The organism is Phenylobacterium sp. GW823-FHT02A09, from assembly GCF_058797775.1.
Window position 1 is genome coordinate 30,771 of record NZ_JBXAJZ010000006.1, and the last position, 16,951, is coordinate 47,721.

Consider the following 16,951-nt stretch of genomic DNA (forward strand, 5'->3'; position numbering starts at 1 on the left):
GCCGCGGGGCGGGGGCCTAGGGTCTCGGCATGACCGTTTCCGTGCCCGCCGACGTGATTTCCCGCCTCAAGGCCGTGCTGGGCGAGGGCGGCTGGAGCCAGGATCCTGAGCGGCTGGCGCCCAAGCTGGTCGAGTGGCGCGACCGCTGGCAGGGGAACACGCCGTTCCTGGCGCTGCCGAAGACGACGGACGAGGTCGCCGCCGTGATCGGCGTCTGCGCGGAAATGGGAACGCCGGTGGTGCCGCAGGGCGGCAACACCGGCCTGGTCGGCGGCCAGATCCCGCTGGGCGAGATCCTGCTCTCGACCGAGCGGATGCGGGCGATCCGCGACGTCGACGCCTTCGACGACGTGCTGGTGGCCGAGGCGGGCGTGACCTTGCAGGCCGCGCACGAGGCGGCGCTGGAGAAGCGGCGGCGCTTCCCGCTCGACATCGCCTCGCAGGGGACGGCGACGATCGGCGGGATCATCTCGACCAACGCCGGCGGCACCGCGGTGCTGCGCTACGGGAACACCCGCGACCTGGTGCTGGGGCTGGAGGCGGTGCTGCCGAACGGCGAGATCTGGAAAGGGCTCAAGCGCCTGCGCAAGGACAACACCGGCTATGACCTCAAGCAGCTGCTGATCGGGGCGGAGGGGACGCTGGGGGTGGTCACCGCCGCCAGCCTGAAGCTGTTCCCGGTGCTGGTGTCGCGCGCCACCGCCATCGCCGCGGTGGACAATCCCGAAGCCGCGATCCGGCTGCTGGCCAGGGCCAAGGACGAGGCGGGGGGCGCGGTCGAGGCGTTCGAGCTGATGGGCCGGCGCGGCGTCGACTTCGTGCTCAAGAACATTCCCAACCAGCGCGATCCGCTCAGCGAAATCCATCCCTGGTACGTGCTGATCGAGATCGCCTCGGGCGAGCCGGGCGCGGCCGAGAACGCCATGGAGCGGCTGCTGGCCGCGGCGCTGGAAGACGGCCTGGTGCGCGACGCCGCCGTCGCCCAGAGCCAGGCCCAGGCCCAGGCGTTCTGGTCGGTGCGCGAGAACCAGTCGCCGGGCCAGAAGCCGGAAGGGGCGACGTGGAAGCACGATGTGTCGGTGCCGGTCAGCCGGGTGGCCGACTTCCTGAACCAGGCGACGGCGCGGATGGAAGCGCTGGTTCCGGGCGCCCGCGTCACCGCCTTCGGCCATGTCGGCGACGGCAACATCCACTACGATGTGATCCGGCCGGACGGCGGCGACGACGCAGCGCACTCGGCGCTGCGGAGCGAAGGCTCGCGCATCGTGCACGACATCGTCGCCGCGATGGGCGGCTCGATCTCGGCCGAGCACGGGCTTGGGGCGATGAAGACCGAGGAGGCGAGGCGCTACAAGTCGCCGGTCGAGGTTGCGGCGCTCTCGGCGATCCGGCTAAGCCTGGACCCGAAGCGGATCATGAATCCGCGAGTTCATTTCTGAGTCCCCATGCTGATCGTCATCTCCCCCGCCAAGGCGCTCGACTTCACGCGACCGGACGGCGCCGCGCCGATGACGACGCCGCAGATGGCCGAGGACATCGCCGAGCTGAGCGTCACGGCCAAGAAGCTGAAGGTCTCTGACCTGAAGAAGATGATGGACCTGTCGGACAAGCTGGCCGAGCTGAACCGCGAACGGTTCGCCGCCTTCGATCCGGCGATGGAGGACGGCCTGCAGGCGGCGTTCGCGTTCAACGGCGACGTCTATTCGGGACTGAAGGCGCGCGAGCTGAACAAGAAGGGCCTGAACTACGCCCAGAAGCACCTGCGGATCCTGTCGGGGCTGTACGGCGTGCTGCGGCCGCTGGACGCGATCCAGCCCTACCGCCTGGAGATGGGCGTGCGGATCAAGACCAAGCGCGGCGCCAGCCTCTACGACTTCTGGGGCGACAAGATCTCGGCCGCGCTGAACGAGGCCGGGCGCGGGCACAAGGACCCGACGCTGGTGAACTGCGCCAGCCAGGAATACTTTGGCGCCGTCGACCGTGCGGCGATCAAGCTGCCGGTGGTGACGGCCAAGTTCTTCGAGGAGAAGGACGGATCGTCGAAGATCATCTCGTTCTACGCCAAGAAGGCGCGCGGGCTGATGGCGCGCTACGCCATCGACCACGGCGTCGAGAAGGCCGAGGATCTCAAGGCCTTCGACAGCGAGGGCTACCGTTTCCAGAAGAGCGCCTCGAGCGACACCGAATGGGTGTTCTCGCGGCCCCAGCCTCCGCCGCCGTCGGCGGCCAAAAAGCAGAAGGACTGATCGGATGGCCGTGGACTATGGGCTGCAGGGCCATGTGGCCGTCATTACCGGGTCCACCAGCGGCATCGGCCAGGCGCTCGCCGCCTCGCTGGCCGAGCAGGGCGTGAACGTCATCCTCAACGGCTTCGGCGACCCGGCCAAGATCGAGGCCGACCGCGCCGCGCTGCAGGCCCGGACCAATGCTGCGATCCGCTACCACGGCGCGGACATGACCAAGCCGGACGAGATCACGGATCTCATCGACTATGCGGTGCGCGAGTTCGGACGGCTGGACATCCTGGTCAACAACGCCGGCATCCAGCACGTGGCCCCGGTCGACGAGTTCCCGCCCGAGAAGTGGGACGCGCTGATCGCGATCATCCTCTCCTCGACCTTCCACGCCAGCCGCGCGGCGATCCCGATCATGAAGGCGCAGGGCCGCGGGCGGATCGTCAACATCGCCTCGGCGCACGGCCTGGTCGCCTCGCCGTTCAAGGCGCCCTACGTGGCGGCTAAGCACGGCGTGGTCGGCTTCACCAAGGGTCTGGGCGTCGAGCTGGCGCGCACCGGCATCACCGCCAACGCCATCTGCCCGGGCTATGTGAAGACGCCGCTGATCGAGGCGCAGATCGTCGATCAGGCCAAGACCCGCGGCATTCCCGAGGACCGGGTGATGGAAGAGGTCATCCTGGCCGCGCAGCCGACCAAGAAGTTCGTCGAGTACGAACACCTGGCCGGGATGCTGCTCTACCTGGTGTCGGACATGGGCGCCTCGGCGACCGGCGCGGCCATGGTGGTGGACGGCGGCTGGACGGCGACCTGAAGGTCGCCGTCCCCGACGGATCTACTTCTTGAAGGTCAGCTCGCGGGCGGTGAGGCCGCCGCGCAGCACGCGGACCTGTTCGCGCGAGACCGCGGCCTGGTTGCTCTTGGTGACGCTGCCGAAGGCCTTGGCCATGACGGCTTCGCCCTCTTCGAGGCTGCGGTCAAACACGGCCATGTTCTTGTATTGGATCATCAGAATGACGTCGGCCTCGCCGTCGCGCGGCGAGTCGATCGCCAGCACGCGGTAGTCGAGGACGTCGCCGCGGGCCTTCTCGGCCTCCTGGATGTTGCGCCAGGTCGAGTTCAGGTAGGACATGTAGTCGTCGAACATGCCGGCCTTGGTCTCGATGTAGGAGATCTGCCAGACCGGACCTAGGTCGTAGGTCCTGGGCGCGTTCTGGGCCATGGCGGAACCGGCCATCGCCAAGGCCAGAGCAGCCGAAACAAGCATCGTCTTCACGCGAATTCTCCCTCTATGTTTCGCGCGAAGCCCGCGCGGGCGGGAGCATGATCTGTGGTAATTGAAAGAACAACGCTATTCGGGTTGTGGCGACCTGCGCAGGGTCCACAGCACCCAGATCGAGACCGGCAGGTTGACCAGCACGGCGGTGATGGCTCCGGGGGCGTAGCCGCCGGCCGCCCAGGCCGCCGTCAGGTGCGGCACGGGAACGTTGATCAGCAGGGCTACGGCCACGGCCCTCAGGGCGAAGATCTTGCCCGACGTCGAGACCCCCGTCGCCGCCCAGGCGGCGAGCGCTCCCGCCCCCAGCGTCAGGAAGGTCAGGGCCAGGGCGAACACCGCCGGCTCCGGCCGCCACCAGGTCACGCCGTAGGCGTCGAGTATCGACTCGACCTGGTCGCGGAGCAGGGCGTAGGCGACCCCTTCCTCGAGGTTGTGCAGGGCGAGGGCGGCGATCACCGCCAGCCCGGCGGTCCGGCGGTTGCTCATCCCTAGTCGCCGGAACGCGGCCCGAAGTCGGGGCTGAAGCGGATGTTGTCCCTGGCCAGGCCGTCGATGACCACCTGGGCGCCGCCGCTCTTGATCATCCATTCCAGGCGGTGGTCGCGGTACTCGCGCTTGAACAGGCCCTGACGGACCAGCTCGGCGACGTTGGGCATGGCCGCGGCGCGTGACGAGGCGGCGGCCTCTTCGGCGGTGCGGGCGACCGAGCTGCGGGCGTTGGCGCGCTCGAGCCAGGCGGCCAGCTTCGAGCCCTTGTCCGGCGGCAGGCCGTGGCCGACCGAGCCGTTGAGATAGGGCGCGACGGCCAGGTCGCCCCAGCCGAAGGCCGCGCCGTTGAACCACGGGCGGTCGTCCAGCTGGCTCTCCAGCCAGCCGAACCAGCGGCGGGTCTGGGCGGCGGCCCTGGCGAGCAGCGTGCGTTCCAGCTCGCCCTCGGCCCGGCGGAACCAGCGGATCTCCGACAGGCCCCAGTTGATCGCCTCGAAGTGGGTGTCCATCGCCTCTTCCAGCATCCGCACGCGGGCGCGTTCGGCGGGCGACGCCGGCAGCAGCGGCGGGTCGGGCCAGCGGTCCTCGACATATTCGAGGATGATGGTCGAGTCGAAGATGCGGACCTCGCCGTCGACCAGGGCCGGGACCTCGGCGCGGGGATTGGCCTCGAGGAACTCGCCGGCCGCGCCGCCGGCCCCGAGGCCGCCGGGGGTCAGGGTCTCGAACGGCTGGCCCTTCTCGCGCAGCGCGATCTTGACCTTCTGGGCATAGGGCGACAGCGGGTGGTCGTAGAGCTTCAGCATGGCGCGGCTCCCTCCAGCGGCATGATCGAGCCGCGCTTGCGCCACGGAAGTCAACCGGGGCGCCTTGACGGCCCCCGCGGAAGGCCGCTCCTTGTCGTCCAACAAACGTTTGAAAAACGAGGGAGGCGCGCGTGGCCTACAAACCTTTCGACCTGACCGGCAAGGTGGCGCTGGTCACCGGCGGCAACGGCGGCATCGGCTTCGGCATGGTCGAGGCCATGGCCCAGGCCGGCGCCGACATCGTCATCTGGGGCTCGAACGCGGGCAAGAACGCCGATGCGGCCGAGAAGCTGAAGGCGACCGGCGTGCGGGTGCTGACCCAGGTGGTCAACGTCGCCGACGAGGAAGCCGTGCGCGCCGGCATGGTCGAGGCGGTCAGCAAGATGGGCCGGGTCGACACCGTGGTCGCCAACGCCGGCATCGGCGGCGGCGCGAAGTCGTTCGCCGAGTTCGACACCGCCACCTATCGCAAGGTGCTGTCGGTCAATCTGGACGGGGTGTTCTTCACGTTCCGCGAGGCCTGCAAGCACATGGTCGAGCGCTCCGGCCAAGGCGACCACGGCGGTTCGCTGGTGGCGATCTCGTCGCTGTCGGCGCTGGACGGGGCGGCGCGCAACGAGGCCTATGCGGCGACCAAGGGCGCGCTGATCCCGATGATCCGCGCGATCGCGGTGGAGCATGCGCGCTATGGCGTGCGGGCCAACTGCATCCTGCCCGGCTGGATCGCCACCGACATGACCGCCGGGGCGCAGGACAACGACAAGTTCAACGACAACGTCATCAAGCGGGTGCCGATGCGCCGCTGGGGCAAGCCGGCCGACTTCGGCGGCATGGCGGTCTATTTCGCGTCGGACGCCTCAGCGTTCCACACGGGGGACTCGGTGCTGATCGACGGCGGCTACGCGATCTTCTGACGCCGCCCTTCGACAGTTCGTCATGGCCGGGCCGTCAGGTCCCGGCCATCCATAGACGCAGCGCCTTTGCGACGAGCACCGACGCGTATGGATCCCCGGCCCGCATACGCGGCCGGGGATGACGATCAGGATCGGGAATGAAGTCCTGTCTAACGTCGGGTCATAGTTTCCATGGCCGTCGCCCGGCGCCATCCTCCCGGCCATAAGAATTCGGGAGGATTTCGATGAGCCTGCATACTCCGCTTTGCGATCTTCTGGGTGTGAAGCACCCGATCATGCTGGCCGGGATGGGCGGCGTCTCCTACGCCGAGCTGGTGGCCGCGGTATCGAACGCCGGCGGCTACGGCGTGCTGGGCATGGCCGGCCGCAGCCCGGAATTCATCCGCGACGAGATGCGCAAGGTCAAAAGCCTGACCGACAAGCCGTTCGGCGTCGACCTGCTGGCCGCCTCGCCCGAGAGCCTGACCGCCTCGGTGGAGATCATCATCGAGGAGGGCGCCTCGTCGTTCGTCGCCGGGCTCGGCGTGCCGATGCCGATCATGGAAAAGCTCAAGAAGGCCGGCCTGAAGGTCATGGTCGTCTGCGGGGCGGTGAAGCACGCGGTGAAGGCCGAGCAGGCCGGCTGCGACGCGGTGATCTGCCAGGGCGGCGAGGGCGGCGGCCATACCGGCCTTGTCGGCACCATGCCGCTGGTGGCCCAGGCGGTCGAGGCTGTGAAGATCCCGGTGGTGGCGGCCGGCGGCCTCTACGACGGACGCGGGCTGGCCGCGGCGCTGACCCTGGGCGCCACCGGCGTCTGGATGGGCACCCGGTTCATTGCGTCCCAGGAAGCGCACGCCGGGGAGATGTACCGCCAGGCCATCCTGGAAGCGGCCGACGAGGACACCATCCGCACCCGCTCGTATTCGGGCAAGCCGATGCGGGTGAAGAAGAACCCCTATGTCGAGGAGTGGGAGACCCGTCCGCAGGACATCCAGCCGTTCCCGATGCAGGCGATGCTGTCGACCCGCGAGGGCGTGATGGGCGGCATCGGCGGCCAGCTCGAAGGCCTGGACCCCGATCGTTCGTGCTTCGCCATGGGCCAGTCGGCCGGCGGGGTGCACGAGGTGCTGCCGGCCGCCACCATCGTCGCCAACCTGATCAAGGAAGCCGAGGCGGCCATCGACCGGACCGCCAGGTTGCGCGCGAAGGCGGACGCCTGAAGCCGCGGCTCCAGGCGTCCGGTCTCTCAGCCGTCGATGTCGAGGCCCAGGGCCAGGCGACCGGCGTAGCGTAGCTGCGGCATCTCCTGCAGCGGGTGGAAGCGGGCGCCCTGGATGTCGCGGAACGCCCGTTCCAGACCAGTGTCGCGGTAGAAGGCCGCGCCGCCGGCGACCTCCATCGCCCGCTCGACGGTCCTGATGGCCGACTGGCCGATCAAGGTGCGGTCGGTCATCGCGCGGCCGGTCGATTCCGGACCGGGCGCGCCGTGCGCAGCGAGCTGGACCATGTCCGCCCAGGCCAGCTGCGCCATGTGGAAGGCGTTCTCCATCTCGCCGACCATGTAGGCCAACTTCTCGTCGTCCGGCTTCTTGCGGGCGATGGCCAGGGCCTTGTCGCGGGCCCCCTCGGCGACCCCGATATAGGCCGAGTAGATGATGGCGAAGGCGATCATCGAGATGATGTGGAACAGCGGATGCCACTGGCCCTGCGGCCGGCGGCCGGAGATCGCTGCGTCGGGCACGAAGACGTCCTGCAGTTCGACGTCGTTCGAACCGGTGCCGCGCATCCCCATCACCCGCCAGGTGTCGAGGATCTTCACCCCCGGCGCTTTCATGGATACCGCGAAGTGCAGCACCGTGGGGCCGGCCTCGGGGTCGTCATAGACGGCGCTGGTGACCAGCAGGTCGCCGATAGGAGAGCCGCTGGAGAACACCTTGCGGGCGGTGATCTGGAAGCCGCCGTCGACCTTGACGGCCGTTCCGGCGCTGGCCAGCCAGTCGGAGCCGCCGCTCGACACCAGGACGAGGTCTTCGGCCGCGACGCGCTTGAGCAGGCCTTCGGTCGGGGCCTGGGTCACGCGCCAACGCCAGGCGGCAACGGCGACCAGATGGGTGTGCATCGAGAAGGCCAGGGCGGTCGAGCCGCAGGCCGCGCCGAGTCGGCGGATGGCGTGGCAGATCTCGGTCAGGTCCGCGCCGCCGCCGCCGAACTCGGTCGGGACCATGGCGGTGAGGAAGCCCTCCTCCTTCAGAAGCACGTAGGAGTCGAAGACGAAGCTCTCCTCCACATCGTGCAGCGCGGCCTTGGCGGCGATCTTCGCGGCGATCCGATCGGCGCGGGTCAGCCAGTCGGCAGTGTCAGTCCTGGCTTGGGTATCCAACAACATTGATCAGCTCCATGTGCTCGGAAGCGAACAGTTTTCTGTTGTCGATAGGGTCTCAGCCCCTGGGGAATGCAGCTAGTTCAGGAACTGAAGCACCGGTGGTATAGGAAATGAACTGGGTCGGGGCTCGCTCCGGCCAGGCTGGTCTAGGCGACTTCCCAAGGACAAGCTTATGACGCGGGGCAGTTACCGACAATTCTGTCCGGTTTCGATGGCCGCCGAGGTGCTGTGCACCCGCTGGACGGTGGTGCTGCTGCGCGAGATGGTCGCCGGCTCGACACGCTTCAACGACCTGCGGCGCGGGGTGCCGCGGATGTCGCCGGCCCTGCTGTCGCAGCGGCTGAAGGAGCTGGAAGCGGCCGGGGTCGTGCGCCGCGATCCGGCGCCGCGCGAGCCCGGGGTTCTCGAGTATCGGTTGACCGCGGCCGGACAGGAACTGGAGCCGCTGATCGAGGCGTTCGGCATGTGGGGGCAGCGCTGGGTGTCTTCGGAGCTGTCGCTCGAGCACCTCGATGTGACCCTGCTGATGTGGGACATGCGGCGCAGCCTGGACACCACGCCGCTGCCGAAACAGCGGGTGGTGGTGCAGTTCCGGTATCCGGAGTTGCCGCCGGTGCAGCGTTCGGCGTGGCTGATCGTGGCCCCGGACGGATCGGTGGATCTCTGCTCGATCGATCCCGGTTTCGACGTGAACCTCTTCGTGTCGACCGACCTGCGCAGCATGACGGCGATCTGGATGGGACTGGACACCGTGGCCGCCGCCCTCCGCGACGGCCGGATGCACCTGACCGGCGACCAGCGCCTGGCCGCGGACATGCAGACTTGGCTGGGGCTCAGCCCCTTCGCCAAGGAGCGCAAGCTGGCCAGCTGAATGCAAAAGAGCCCGCCCCCGGGGCTGGCGGGGACGAGCTCGGCGTTGCGGCGGAAGGGGTGTGCGCCTTCCGCCGGCGTTCCGGACGTTACGCTGCGACCTTGGCCGCAATCTGGGCCAGGTGGCGGCCTTGGAAGCGCGCGCCGTCCAGTTCGTTGGCGCTGGGCTGGCGCGAGCCGTCCCCAGCGGTGATGGTCGAGGCGCCGTACGGGCTGCCGCCGGTGATCTCGTCTTGGCGCATCTGGCCGGCCCAGGCGTAGGGCAGGCCGACGATCACCATGCCGTGGTGCAAGAGCTGGGTGATGGTCGAGATGATGGTGGTCTCCTGGCCGCCGTGCTGGGTGGCGGTCGAGGTGAAGACGCCGCCGACCTTGCCGACCAGGGCGCCCTTGGCCCACAGGCCGCCGGTCTGATCCCAGAACGCCGCCATCTGCGAGGCCATGCGGCCGTAGCGGGTGCCGACCCCGACGATGATCGCGTCGTAGTTCGCCAGGTCGTCGACCGTGGCGATCGGGGCTTCCTGGTCGAGCTTGTAGCCCGAGGCCTTGGCCAACTCGTCCGAGACGGTCTCGGGCACGCGCTTGATGTCGACGGTGGCGCCGGCCTCGCGGGCGCCTTCGGCGACCGCCTTGGCCATGGTTTCGATGTGGCCGTAGGTCGAGTGGTAGAGCACGAGGACTTTGGTCATCGGGAGTTCCTGGCTTTCGATGGGAAAAGGGGTGGCCCGGACGCGGGGGGCTGCGTCCGGGCCAGATCTGCGTCAGGCGGCGTCGACGAGGACGAGTTCGGCGTCCTCAAGGGCCGTGACGCGGATGGTCGCTTCGTCGCGGATGGCGACGCCGTCGCGGGCGTTGGCCTTCACGCCGTTGACCTCGATCGCGCCGGTGGCGGGCACGAGGTAGGCGTAGCGGCCTTCGCCGAGCTGGTACTCGGCGGTTTCGCCGGCCTTCAGCGTCGCGCCGGCGACCCGGCCGTCGGCGCGGATCGGCAGCACGTCTTCATCGCCGTCGACGCCGCTGGCCAGGGTCACGAACTTCCCGGCGCGGTCGCCCTTGGGGAAGGGCTTGGCGCCCCAGGAGGGCTCGCCGCCGGCCTTGGTCGGCAGGATCCAGATCTGGAACAGCGTCGTGTCTTCGTTCTCGACGTTGTACTCGGCGTGACGGATGCCCGAGCCGGCGCTCATCACCTGCACGTCGCCGGCCTCGGTCCGGCCCTGGTTGCCCAGGCTGTCCTGGTGGGTGATCGCCCCGGTGCGGACGTAGGTGATGATCTCCATGTTCGCATGCGGGTGCGGCGGGAAGCCGGAGTTCGGGGCGATCTTGTCGTCGTTCCAGACGCGCAGGGCGCCCCAGCTCATCCGCTTCGGGTCGTGATAGTCGGCGAACGAGAAGTGATGCTTGGCGTCGAGCCAGCCGTGGTTGGCGCCGCCGAGGGTGTTGAAGGGTCGAATGTCGATCATCTTCGGTACTCCGGGGGACGGGTCTGCTTGGGCCGTCCGTTCGAGAAAAAGGTAGCGATCCCCCGGGAATTAGAAATAGAAACGATGGAAACAGATTGTTTCCAAAAGCGACATGTCAAAGCTCCCTGACTTCGAAGCCTGGGCGATCTTCGCCCGGGTCGCCGAGACCGGTTCGTTCGCCCGCGCCGCCGACGAGCTCGACCTCTCCAAGGCCACCGTCTCCAAGGCCGTCTCCCGCCTGGAAGCGCGCCTGGGCGCCAGCCTGTTCCACCGGACCTCGCGGCGGCTGTCGCTGACCGAGAGCGGCCGCAACGCCCTGGAGCGCGCCAACCGCATCCTGGCCGAGGGCGAGGCGGTCGAGGCGGAGACGGCGGCGCAGTCGGTGATCCCGCGCGGGGTGGTGCGGCTGGCGGCGCCGGTGTCGTTCGGCCTGCTGCACATGGCCGACATTCTGCCCGACTTCCTGGCCCGCTATCCTGAGGTGACGCTCGACGTGAACCTGGCCGACCACAAGGTCGATCTGGTGGCCGAGGGCTACGACCTGGCGGTGCGGATCGCCCAGCTGCAGGACTCCTCGCTGCTGGCCCGCAAGCTTTGCGACATGCGGGTGATGCTGGTCGGGGCGCCGCATTACTTCGAGGCGTTCGGCAAGCCGGAGCACCCGCGCGACCTGCTGCAACACCGCTGCTTCACCTATGCGAACGTCGAGACGCCGGACCTGTGGCGGTTCACCAACGCAGCCGGCGAGGAGCAGAGCGTGACCGTGAGCGGACCGATGCGGGTCAACAGTTCCGAGAGCCTGAGCCCTTCGCTGCGCGCGGGCCTCGGCGTGGCGCTGCAGCCGGAGTTCATCTGCTGGCGCGACCTGCAGGACGGGACCCTGGAGACCGCGATGTGCGACTGGCGCCCGCCGAACCCGGCGCTGCATATCGTCAGCCCGCCGGGGCGGCTGCGGCCGGTGCGGGTCAAGGTGCTGATGGACTTCCTGGCCGAACGGCTGGCGGCGGCCCCCTGGCAGACGGGGCTCTAGGTCGCGGGCGGGAAGGCCTGGGGCTCGCGGTTGAAGCGGCCGAAGGTGGACAGACAGCCCTGCCAGATTCCCAGGTGCTGCTTCATTTCCGCGGCGTTGGTGCGGGCGCTCAGCATCGCGCCGTACATGACGTTGGCGCGGCCGTCGTCGGTCAGGTAGCCGCGGCAGGCGACTTGGCTGCGGTTGAAGACGTTGATCTGGGCCAGGTTCGCGCCGCGCCGCTCGAAGGCGGTGGAGAAGGCGACCATGCCGCAGGCCTTGCCGTTCGCATCGCAGTCGACGAACTGGGCTCCGAACTTGCCGCCGGGGGTGGCGATGTCGAGCACGACCACGCCGTTATTGGCCCCCAGGACGCTGGCCTTGGCGTCCATCGAAGCCAGCAGCCCGACCAGGGCGGCCGGATCGCGCGCATCGAAGGCGCTGCTCGCGGCGGGCTTGGCCGCGGGCTTGGCGGCCGGCTTGGCCGGTTCGGCGGCGAGCGCCGGCGCGGCCATGGCGAGGGCGAGAAGGGCGGCGAAGGCGCGCATGCGGGCTGAGCTCCAGCGTGAAGCCGGAGGGCTAACGTCTTATGGCCGTGGGTGACAAGCCGGGGCCTGCGGATTTAAGTGCGACCCATGCGCCGCGTCCTGCCCATCGCCGCCGCCTTGCTGCTGGCTCCGGTTCCGAGCCTGGCGCAGGAGCGTTCGCCCGAGATGCGCCAGACCCTGGCCGAGCTGAGCCGGGTGCTGGGCGAAAGCCACGCCCTGCGCCAGGTCTGCGAGGGGAGCGACGACCAGTACTGGCGCACGCGGATGAACCGCCTGGTCGAGACCGAGGGCGGCGATCCGGAAGCCGAGGCGCGGTTGAAGGACAGCTTCAACGCCGGGTTCGCCGAGGGACGGCGGCTCTATCGCGGATGCGACGACAGCACGCGGCGCGCCCAGGGGCTGATGGCGGTGCGCGGCCGCGAGCTGGCGACGGCCCTGTCCCATGCGCAGTACCGCAGCGGGGTCGTGCAGCCGACGCCGGAAGAAGGCGTGACGGCGGAGCCTGCTCCGCGTTAGTGTGACCGCCGTTTCTCGGGGAGGTTGTCATGGAATTGACTGCGGTCGTCGTCCTGCTGATCCTGGCTTTGGTGATCCTGTTCGGGGCCATCAAGATCGTGCCGCAGGGCCGCGAGTTCACGGTGGAGCGCTTTGGCCGCTACACCCGCACCCTGGCGCCGGGCATCAGCTTCCTGACCCCGTTCGTCGAGGGGATCGGCCGCAAGGTGAACATGATGGAGCAGGTCCTGGACGTGCCCCAGCAAGAGGTCATCACCAAGGACAACGCGGTGGTGAAGGTCGACGGGATCGTCTTCATCCAAGTGATGGACGCCGCCGCGGCGGCCTATCGCGTCGACAACCTCAACTACGCCATCGCCCAGCTGGCGATGACCAACCTGCGCACGGTGGTCGGCTCGATGGAGCTGGACGAGGTGCTGTCGCAGCGCGACCAGATTAACACCCGGCTGCTGCACGTCATCGACACGGCCACCGGCCCCTGGGGCGTCAAGGTGGCGCGGATCGAGATCAAGGACCTGATGCCTGGGCCCGACATCACCAACGCCATGGCCCGGCAGATGAAGGCCGAGCGTGAACGCCGCGCGGTGATCACCGAAGCCGACGGCGAGAAGTCGGCGGCGATCGCCCGCGCCGAGGGCGCCAAGCAGGCCGCGATCCTCGAGGCCGAGGGCCGCCGGGAAGCGGCCTATCGCGACGCCGAGGCGCGCGAACGCGAGGCCGAGGCCGAAGCCAAGGCGACGGCCATGGTGTCGGAAGCCATCGCCCGCGGCGACGTCAACGCCATCAACTACTTCGTCGCCCAGAAGTACGTCGAGGCCTTCGCCAAGCTGGCCGACAGCCCGCAGCAGAAGACGGTGATCGTGCCGGCCGAGATGGGCGCGCTGGTCGGCTCGCTCGCCGGGGTCGGAGAGCTGGTGAAGACCATCCGCACCGACGATCCGCCGCGTCGCCCGGCCGCGCCGGCCTCGGCCCCGCCGCGCGCCACGCGCGGCGCGGTCCCGCCGACGGGAGCCTGACCCGATGGGCACGCTGGCCGAGTTCTACGGCGCCTACGGCTTCTGGCTGTGGGCGGCGGTCGGGGCCGCGGTGCTGGCGATCGAGATCGCCTTCGGCTCCGGCTGGCTGTTGTGGCCGGCCGCCTGTGCGGCGGTCGTCGCGGTGATCAGCCTGTTCACCCGCAACGCGGTGGTCGAGATTGGTCTGTTCGCAGTGCTGACCATGGTCACCAGCCTGGCCGCGCGGCGGTTCTGGCCGCGCGACCGCACCTCGACGACGGACATCAACGACAACGTGGCGCGGCTGGTCGGGCACCAGGGCCGGGTCTCGGCCGCCTTCGTGCACGGGGCCGGCCGGGTGCTGATCGACGGCAAGGAGTGGGCCGCGGAATCCGAGGACGGCGCGCAGCTGGAGCTGGAGTCGATCGTCGAGGTGACCGGCCTCAGCGGCGGCTCGCGGCTCCGGGTGCGGGTCCCGCGCTGACCTCCTCGAGGAAGCGGCGCAGGTTGCGCAGGAAGGGCAGGGCCTGACGGAACTCGGCGTCGGTGAAGCCCTCGCGCAGCAGTTCCATCTTCCACTTCATTTCTTTCAGCACGGCGGCGTGCTGTTCGAGCCCCGCGCGGGTCAGGCGCACGCGCTTCTTGCGCCCATCGGCGACGTCGCCGAGCACGCTGACCAGGCCAAGCTCGCCCATCTTCTGCAGGATGTTGGTCACCGCGGCCTTGGAGAGCAGCATGTCGCGGGCCAGTTCGGCCGGCGTCTGGCCGTCGCCGTTGCGCACGAAGTGCTGCAGCAGTTCGAAATGCGCGTAAGTCATGCCGGCCGGCAGGTGCTGCTGCACCGACTGGCGGATCAGATGCTCGATGACGCCGATCTCGCTGAACACAGCGACGTCCGGACGATCCTGCAGGGTCGGGGCCATGCTTCGGCCTCCTGTTGTTCAAGCCCGAACATGGTTGTCGTTCGGACTTGAACGGTCAAGCCTTGCGCGCTTGCTCCAGACCCTTGCGGGCGAGCGCGTCGGCGCGCTCGTTCAGCTCGTGGCCGGCGTGGCCCTTGACCCAGTTCCAGCTGACGTCCTGGCGCCCACGGGCCGTATCGAGCCGCCGCCAGAGGTCGTCGTTCTTGACCGGCTTGCCGTCGGCCGTCTTCCAGCCGCGCTTCTTCCAGCCGAAGATCCACTCCGAGATGCCCTTCATGACGTAGGTGCTGTCGGTGTGGAGCTCGACCTTGCAGGGCTTCTTCAGGGCCTCGAGCGCCTGGATGGCCGCCATCAGCTCCATGCGGTTGTTGGTGGTCCCCGGCTCGCCGCCGCAGATCTCCTTGACGTGCGCGCCGGAGATCATCACCGCGCCCCAGCCGCCAGGGCCCGGGTTCCCGGAGCAGGCGCCGTCCGTGTAGATCACGACTGCAGGGGTCACGAGACCTCGCCCAGCAGGACGAGGTCGGGCGCCGAGCGGTGAACCGCCAGTTTGCGCTCGTACTCCAGCGGGTCCTTCGGGCGCACCAGCGCGCCGGCCGGGGTGGCGTGCCAGTCGTGCAGCCGGGTCAGGAAGAAGCGCATCGCCGCGCCGTGGGCCAGCACCGGCAGGGCGGCGCGCTCGGCGCTGCTCAGCGGGCGGTGGGCCTCGTATCCGGCCAGCATGGCGCGGGCGCTGGTGATGTTGAAGCTGCCGTCGGCCTCGAAGCACCAGGCGTTCAGGGCCACGGCGATGTCGTAGGCCAGGAAGTCGTTGCAGGCGAAGTAGAAGTCGATGGTCCCGGCGAACTTGCCGCCCGGATGGAAGAAGACGTTGTCCGGGAAGTAGTCGGCGTGGATCACCCCGCCCGGCAGGTCCGCGGGCCAGGACGCGGCGATGCGCGCCAGATCGCCGTCGATGACGCCGGCCAGGCCCGGCTTCAGGGCGTCGGCCTGGGCCTTCAGCCCCTCGAACATCGGCGCCCAGGCGGCTTGGCCAAGGTCGTTGGCGCGGGTCATGGAAAAGCCGTCGGCGGCCAGATGCAGGCGGGCCAGGCCCTCGCCGGCCTCGCGGCAGTGGGCGGCGCTCGGGCGGCGGACCGACAGGCCGGGCAGGAACGAGAAGATCGCGCAGGGTTTGCCGCGCACGCGCTTCAGCGCTTCGCCAGCCTTGTCGATCATCGGCGTGGCCGAGGGATAGCCGTGCTGGGCCAGCCAGCGGGTCAGGCCGAGGAAGAACGGCAGTTCGTCCTCGCGCACCCGCTTTTCATAGACGGTGAGGATGAACTTCCCGGCCTCGGTCTCGAGCAGGAAGTTCGAGTTCTCGACGCCTTCGGCGATGCCCTTGAACGAGACGGGGGCGCCGAGGTCGAAGTCGGAGAGGAGGGCGTTCAGCTCCTCGTCGGTGATGTCGGTGTAAACGGCCATGCTGGCGCGGAAGTGCGGGAGCGCGGGCCGCGCGTCAAGCGTCCGCTGTCAGCTTGCGCGGCAGCTTGAAGCTGACCGTCTCGCGCACGGTGTCGACTTCCTCGACCGTGACGTCGAAGGCTTCGCCCAGTCGGTCGATCAAGCCCTGGACCAGCAGTTCCGGCGCCGAGGCCCCGGCGGTGACCCCGACGGTCGCGACGCCGTCCAGCCAGGCGAAGTCCAGGCCGCGGGCGTCGTCGATCAGATAGGCGCCCTTGGCCCCCGAGCGCTTGCCGACCTCGACCAGCCGCACCGAGTTCGAGGAGTTGGCCGAGCCGAGCACCAGCAGCACCTCGGCGCGGGCCGAGATCGCCTTGACCGCCTCCTGGCGGTTGGTGGTCGCGTAGCAGATGTCTTCCTTGTGCGGGGCGGCGATGTCCGGGAACCGCTCGCGCAGGGCGGCCACGATCTCGGCGGTGTCGTCGACCGACAGGGTGGTCTGGGTGGCGAAGGCGACGTTGGCCGGGTCGATCGGATTGAAGGCGCGGGCGTCCTCGACGGTCTCGATCAACTGGACGACGCCCTCGGGCAGCTGGCCCATGGTGCCGACGACCTCTGGATGGCCGGCGTGGCCGATCAGCACGATCTCCTTGCCGGCGTCGTAGTGGCGCTGGGCCTCGACGTGGACCTTGGAGACCAGCGGGCAGGTGGCGTCGAGGTAGAGCATCTGGCGGCCCTTGGCCTCGGCCGGCACCGACTTGGGCACGCCGTGGGCCGAGAACACCACCGGGCGGTCGGTGGGGCACTCGGACAGCTCCTCGACGAACACTGCGCCGAGGTTCTTCAGCCGCTCGACGACATGGCGGTTGTGGACGATCTCGTGGCGCACGTAGACCGGAGCCCCGTACTTCTCGATGGCGCGCTCGACGATCTGGATGGCGCGGTCGACGCCGGCGCAGAAGCCGCGGGGCGTGGCCAGCAGGACCGTCAGCGGGGGGCGAGGGCGGGGCTCTTGCAACATGGCGGCAAGTTAGGCGTTCAGGGCCGTGTCCGCCAGCCGCGTTGCGGCCTCAATCGATAGCCATTACTAGGGACGTGCA

At 69.1% G+C, this 16,951-nt stretch carries 21 protein-coding genes; 10 read left to right on the top strand and 11 right to left on the bottom strand.

Features of this window, described 5'->3' with window-relative positions; all coding sequences use genetic code 11:
- Positions 1–29: 29 nt before the first annotated feature.
- The 3 genes from AC1Q87_RS21170 to AC1Q87_RS21180 are packed head-to-tail and all read left to right on the top strand — an operon-like array spanning position 30 to position 3,048.
- The gene (locus AC1Q87_RS21170; RefSeq protein WP_492610812.1) at positions 30–1,439 is read left to right on the top strand and encodes an FAD-binding oxidoreductase; all 1,410 of its coding nucleotides are present in this window, start codon (positions 30–32) and stop codon (positions 1,437–1,439) included.
- Between the two features lie 6 nt (positions 1,440–1,445).
- Complete coding sequence (yaaA, locus tag AC1Q87_RS21175) at positions 1,446–2,246, top strand: peroxide stress protein YaaA (RefSeq protein WP_492610813.1); 801 nt, start codon at positions 1,446–1,448, stop codon at positions 2,244–2,246.
- A gap of 4 nt (positions 2,247–2,250) precedes the next feature.
- Positions 2,251–3,048 (top strand): 3-hydroxybutyrate dehydrogenase, encoded by a 798-nt coding sequence (locus AC1Q87_RS21180; RefSeq protein ID WP_492610814.1) that lies wholly within the window; start codon positions 2,251–2,253, stop codon positions 3,046–3,048.
- Positions 3,049–3,069: 21 nt separating this feature from the next.
- Here AC1Q87_RS21180 and AC1Q87_RS21185 read toward each other — a convergent pair whose 3' ends face one another.
- From AC1Q87_RS21185 to AC1Q87_RS21195, 3 genes are all read right to left on the bottom strand, one after another.
- Positions 3,070–3,510: a hypothetical protein gene (locus AC1Q87_RS21185; RefSeq protein ID WP_436062768.1), complete on the bottom strand. Its 441-nt coding sequence runs from the start codon at positions 3,508–3,510 to the stop codon at positions 3,070–3,072.
- A gap of 75 nt (positions 3,511–3,585) precedes the next feature.
- Complete coding sequence (locus AC1Q87_RS21190; protein ID WP_492610815.1) at positions 3,586–3,999, bottom strand: HXXEE domain-containing protein; 414 nt, start codon at positions 3,997–3,999, stop codon at positions 3,586–3,588.
- A gap of 2 nt (positions 4,000–4,001) precedes the next feature.
- Positions 4,002–4,808 (bottom strand): glutathione S-transferase family protein, encoded by an 807-nt coding sequence (locus AC1Q87_RS21195; RefSeq protein WP_492610816.1) that lies wholly within the window; start codon positions 4,806–4,808, stop codon positions 4,002–4,004.
- A 131-nt stretch (positions 4,809–4,939) separates the two neighbouring features.
- Between AC1Q87_RS21195 and AC1Q87_RS21200 the strand changes: the two genes are divergently transcribed.
- Complete coding sequence (locus AC1Q87_RS21200; RefSeq protein ID WP_293404155.1) at positions 4,940–5,722, top strand: SDR family NAD(P)-dependent oxidoreductase; 783 nt, start codon at positions 4,940–4,942, stop codon at positions 5,720–5,722.
- A gap of 224 nt (positions 5,723–5,946) precedes the next feature.
- Positions 5,947–6,924 carry an NAD(P)H-dependent flavin oxidoreductase gene (locus AC1Q87_RS21205; protein ID WP_492610817.1) on the top strand — a complete coding sequence of 326 codons (978 nt, stop codon included), beginning with the start codon at positions 5,947–5,949 and terminating at the stop codon, positions 6,922–6,924.
- Positions 6,925–6,950: 26 nt separating this feature from the next.
- Here AC1Q87_RS21205 and AC1Q87_RS21210 read toward each other — a convergent pair whose 3' ends face one another.
- The gene (locus AC1Q87_RS21210) at positions 6,951–8,090 is read right to left on the bottom strand and encodes an acyl-CoA dehydrogenase family protein (protein WP_492610818.1); all 1,140 of its coding nucleotides are present in this window, start codon (positions 8,088–8,090) and stop codon (positions 6,951–6,953) included.
- 169 nt (positions 8,091–8,259) lie between these two features.
- Here AC1Q87_RS21210 and AC1Q87_RS21215 point away from each other — a divergent pair, with 169 nt between their 5' ends.
- Positions 8,260–8,958, top strand: coding sequence for a winged helix-turn-helix transcriptional regulator (locus tag AC1Q87_RS21215; protein WP_492610819.1), 699 nt, complete (start codon positions 8,260–8,262; stop codon positions 8,956–8,958).
- Between the two features lie 88 nt (positions 8,959–9,046).
- On the opposite strand, the gene wrbA is transcribed toward AC1Q87_RS21215, so the two are convergent.
- Positions 9,047–9,646, bottom strand: a complete 600-nt coding sequence (wrbA, locus tag AC1Q87_RS21220; RefSeq protein ID WP_492610820.1) for an NAD(P)H:quinone oxidoreductase — start codon at positions 9,644–9,646, stop codon at positions 9,047–9,049.
- 72 nt (positions 9,647–9,718) lie between these two features.
- Entirely contained in the window at positions 9,719–10,417 is a 699-nt protein-coding gene (locus AC1Q87_RS21225) for a pirin family protein (RefSeq protein WP_492610821.1), read from the bottom strand.
- 112 nt (positions 10,418–10,529) lie between these two features.
- Here AC1Q87_RS21225 and AC1Q87_RS21230 point away from each other — a divergent pair, with 112 nt between their 5' ends.
- Entirely contained in the window at positions 10,530–11,447 is a 918-nt protein-coding gene (locus tag AC1Q87_RS21230; RefSeq protein WP_492610822.1) for a LysR family transcriptional regulator, read from the top strand.
- On the opposite strand, the gene AC1Q87_RS21235 is transcribed toward AC1Q87_RS21230, so the two are convergent.
- Positions 11,444–11,974, bottom strand: coding sequence for a type III secretion system chaperone family protein (locus tag AC1Q87_RS21235; RefSeq protein ID WP_492610823.1), 531 nt, complete (start codon positions 11,972–11,974; stop codon positions 11,444–11,446). The genes AC1Q87_RS21230 and AC1Q87_RS21235 overlap by 4 nt on opposite strands.
- An 87-nt stretch (positions 11,975–12,061) precedes the next feature.
- Between AC1Q87_RS21235 and AC1Q87_RS21240 the strand changes: the two genes are divergently transcribed.
- Genes AC1Q87_RS21240 through AC1Q87_RS21250 form a run of 3 tightly spaced genes read left to right on the top strand, consistent with a single transcriptional unit; the run spans position 12,062 to position 13,969 of the window.
- A complete protein-coding gene (locus AC1Q87_RS21240; protein WP_492610824.1) occupies positions 12,062–12,490 on the top strand; it encodes a TIGR02301 family protein in 429 nt (142 codons plus the stop codon).
- A 29-nt stretch (positions 12,491–12,519) separates the two neighbouring features.
- Positions 12,520–13,506, top strand: coding sequence for an SPFH domain-containing protein (locus AC1Q87_RS21245; RefSeq protein WP_492610825.1), 987 nt, complete (start codon positions 12,520–12,522; stop codon positions 13,504–13,506).
- Positions 13,507–13,510: 4 nt separating this feature from the next.
- Positions 13,511–13,969: an NfeD family protein gene (locus AC1Q87_RS21250; protein ID WP_492610826.1), complete on the top strand. Its 459-nt coding sequence runs from the start codon at positions 13,511–13,513 to the stop codon at positions 13,967–13,969.
- On the opposite strand, the gene AC1Q87_RS21255 is transcribed toward AC1Q87_RS21250, so the two are convergent.
- From AC1Q87_RS21255 to ispH, 4 genes are read right to left on the bottom strand one after another with little or no spacing between them, the layout of a single operon-like run.
- A complete protein-coding gene (locus AC1Q87_RS21255) occupies positions 13,929–14,408 on the bottom strand; it encodes a MarR family winged helix-turn-helix transcriptional regulator (RefSeq protein ID WP_492610827.1) in 480 nt (159 codons plus the stop codon). The genes AC1Q87_RS21250 and AC1Q87_RS21255 overlap by 41 nt on opposite strands.
- A 55-nt stretch (positions 14,409–14,463) precedes the next feature.
- Positions 14,464–14,907: a ribonuclease HI gene (rnhA, locus tag AC1Q87_RS21260; protein WP_492610828.1), complete on the bottom strand. Its 444-nt coding sequence runs from the start codon at positions 14,905–14,907 to the stop codon at positions 14,464–14,466.
- Positions 14,904–15,872, bottom strand: a complete 969-nt coding sequence (gene thrB, locus AC1Q87_RS21265) for a homoserine kinase (RefSeq protein WP_492610829.1) — start codon at positions 15,870–15,872, stop codon at positions 14,904–14,906. Before thrB ends, rnhA begins: the two co-directional genes overlap by 4 nt.
- A gap of 34 nt (positions 15,873–15,906) precedes the next feature.
- Positions 15,907–16,872 (bottom strand): 4-hydroxy-3-methylbut-2-enyl diphosphate reductase, encoded by a 966-nt coding sequence (gene ispH, locus AC1Q87_RS21270; RefSeq protein WP_492610830.1) that lies wholly within the window; start codon positions 16,870–16,872, stop codon positions 15,907–15,909.
- Between the last annotated feature and the right edge of the window lie 79 nt (positions 16,873–16,951).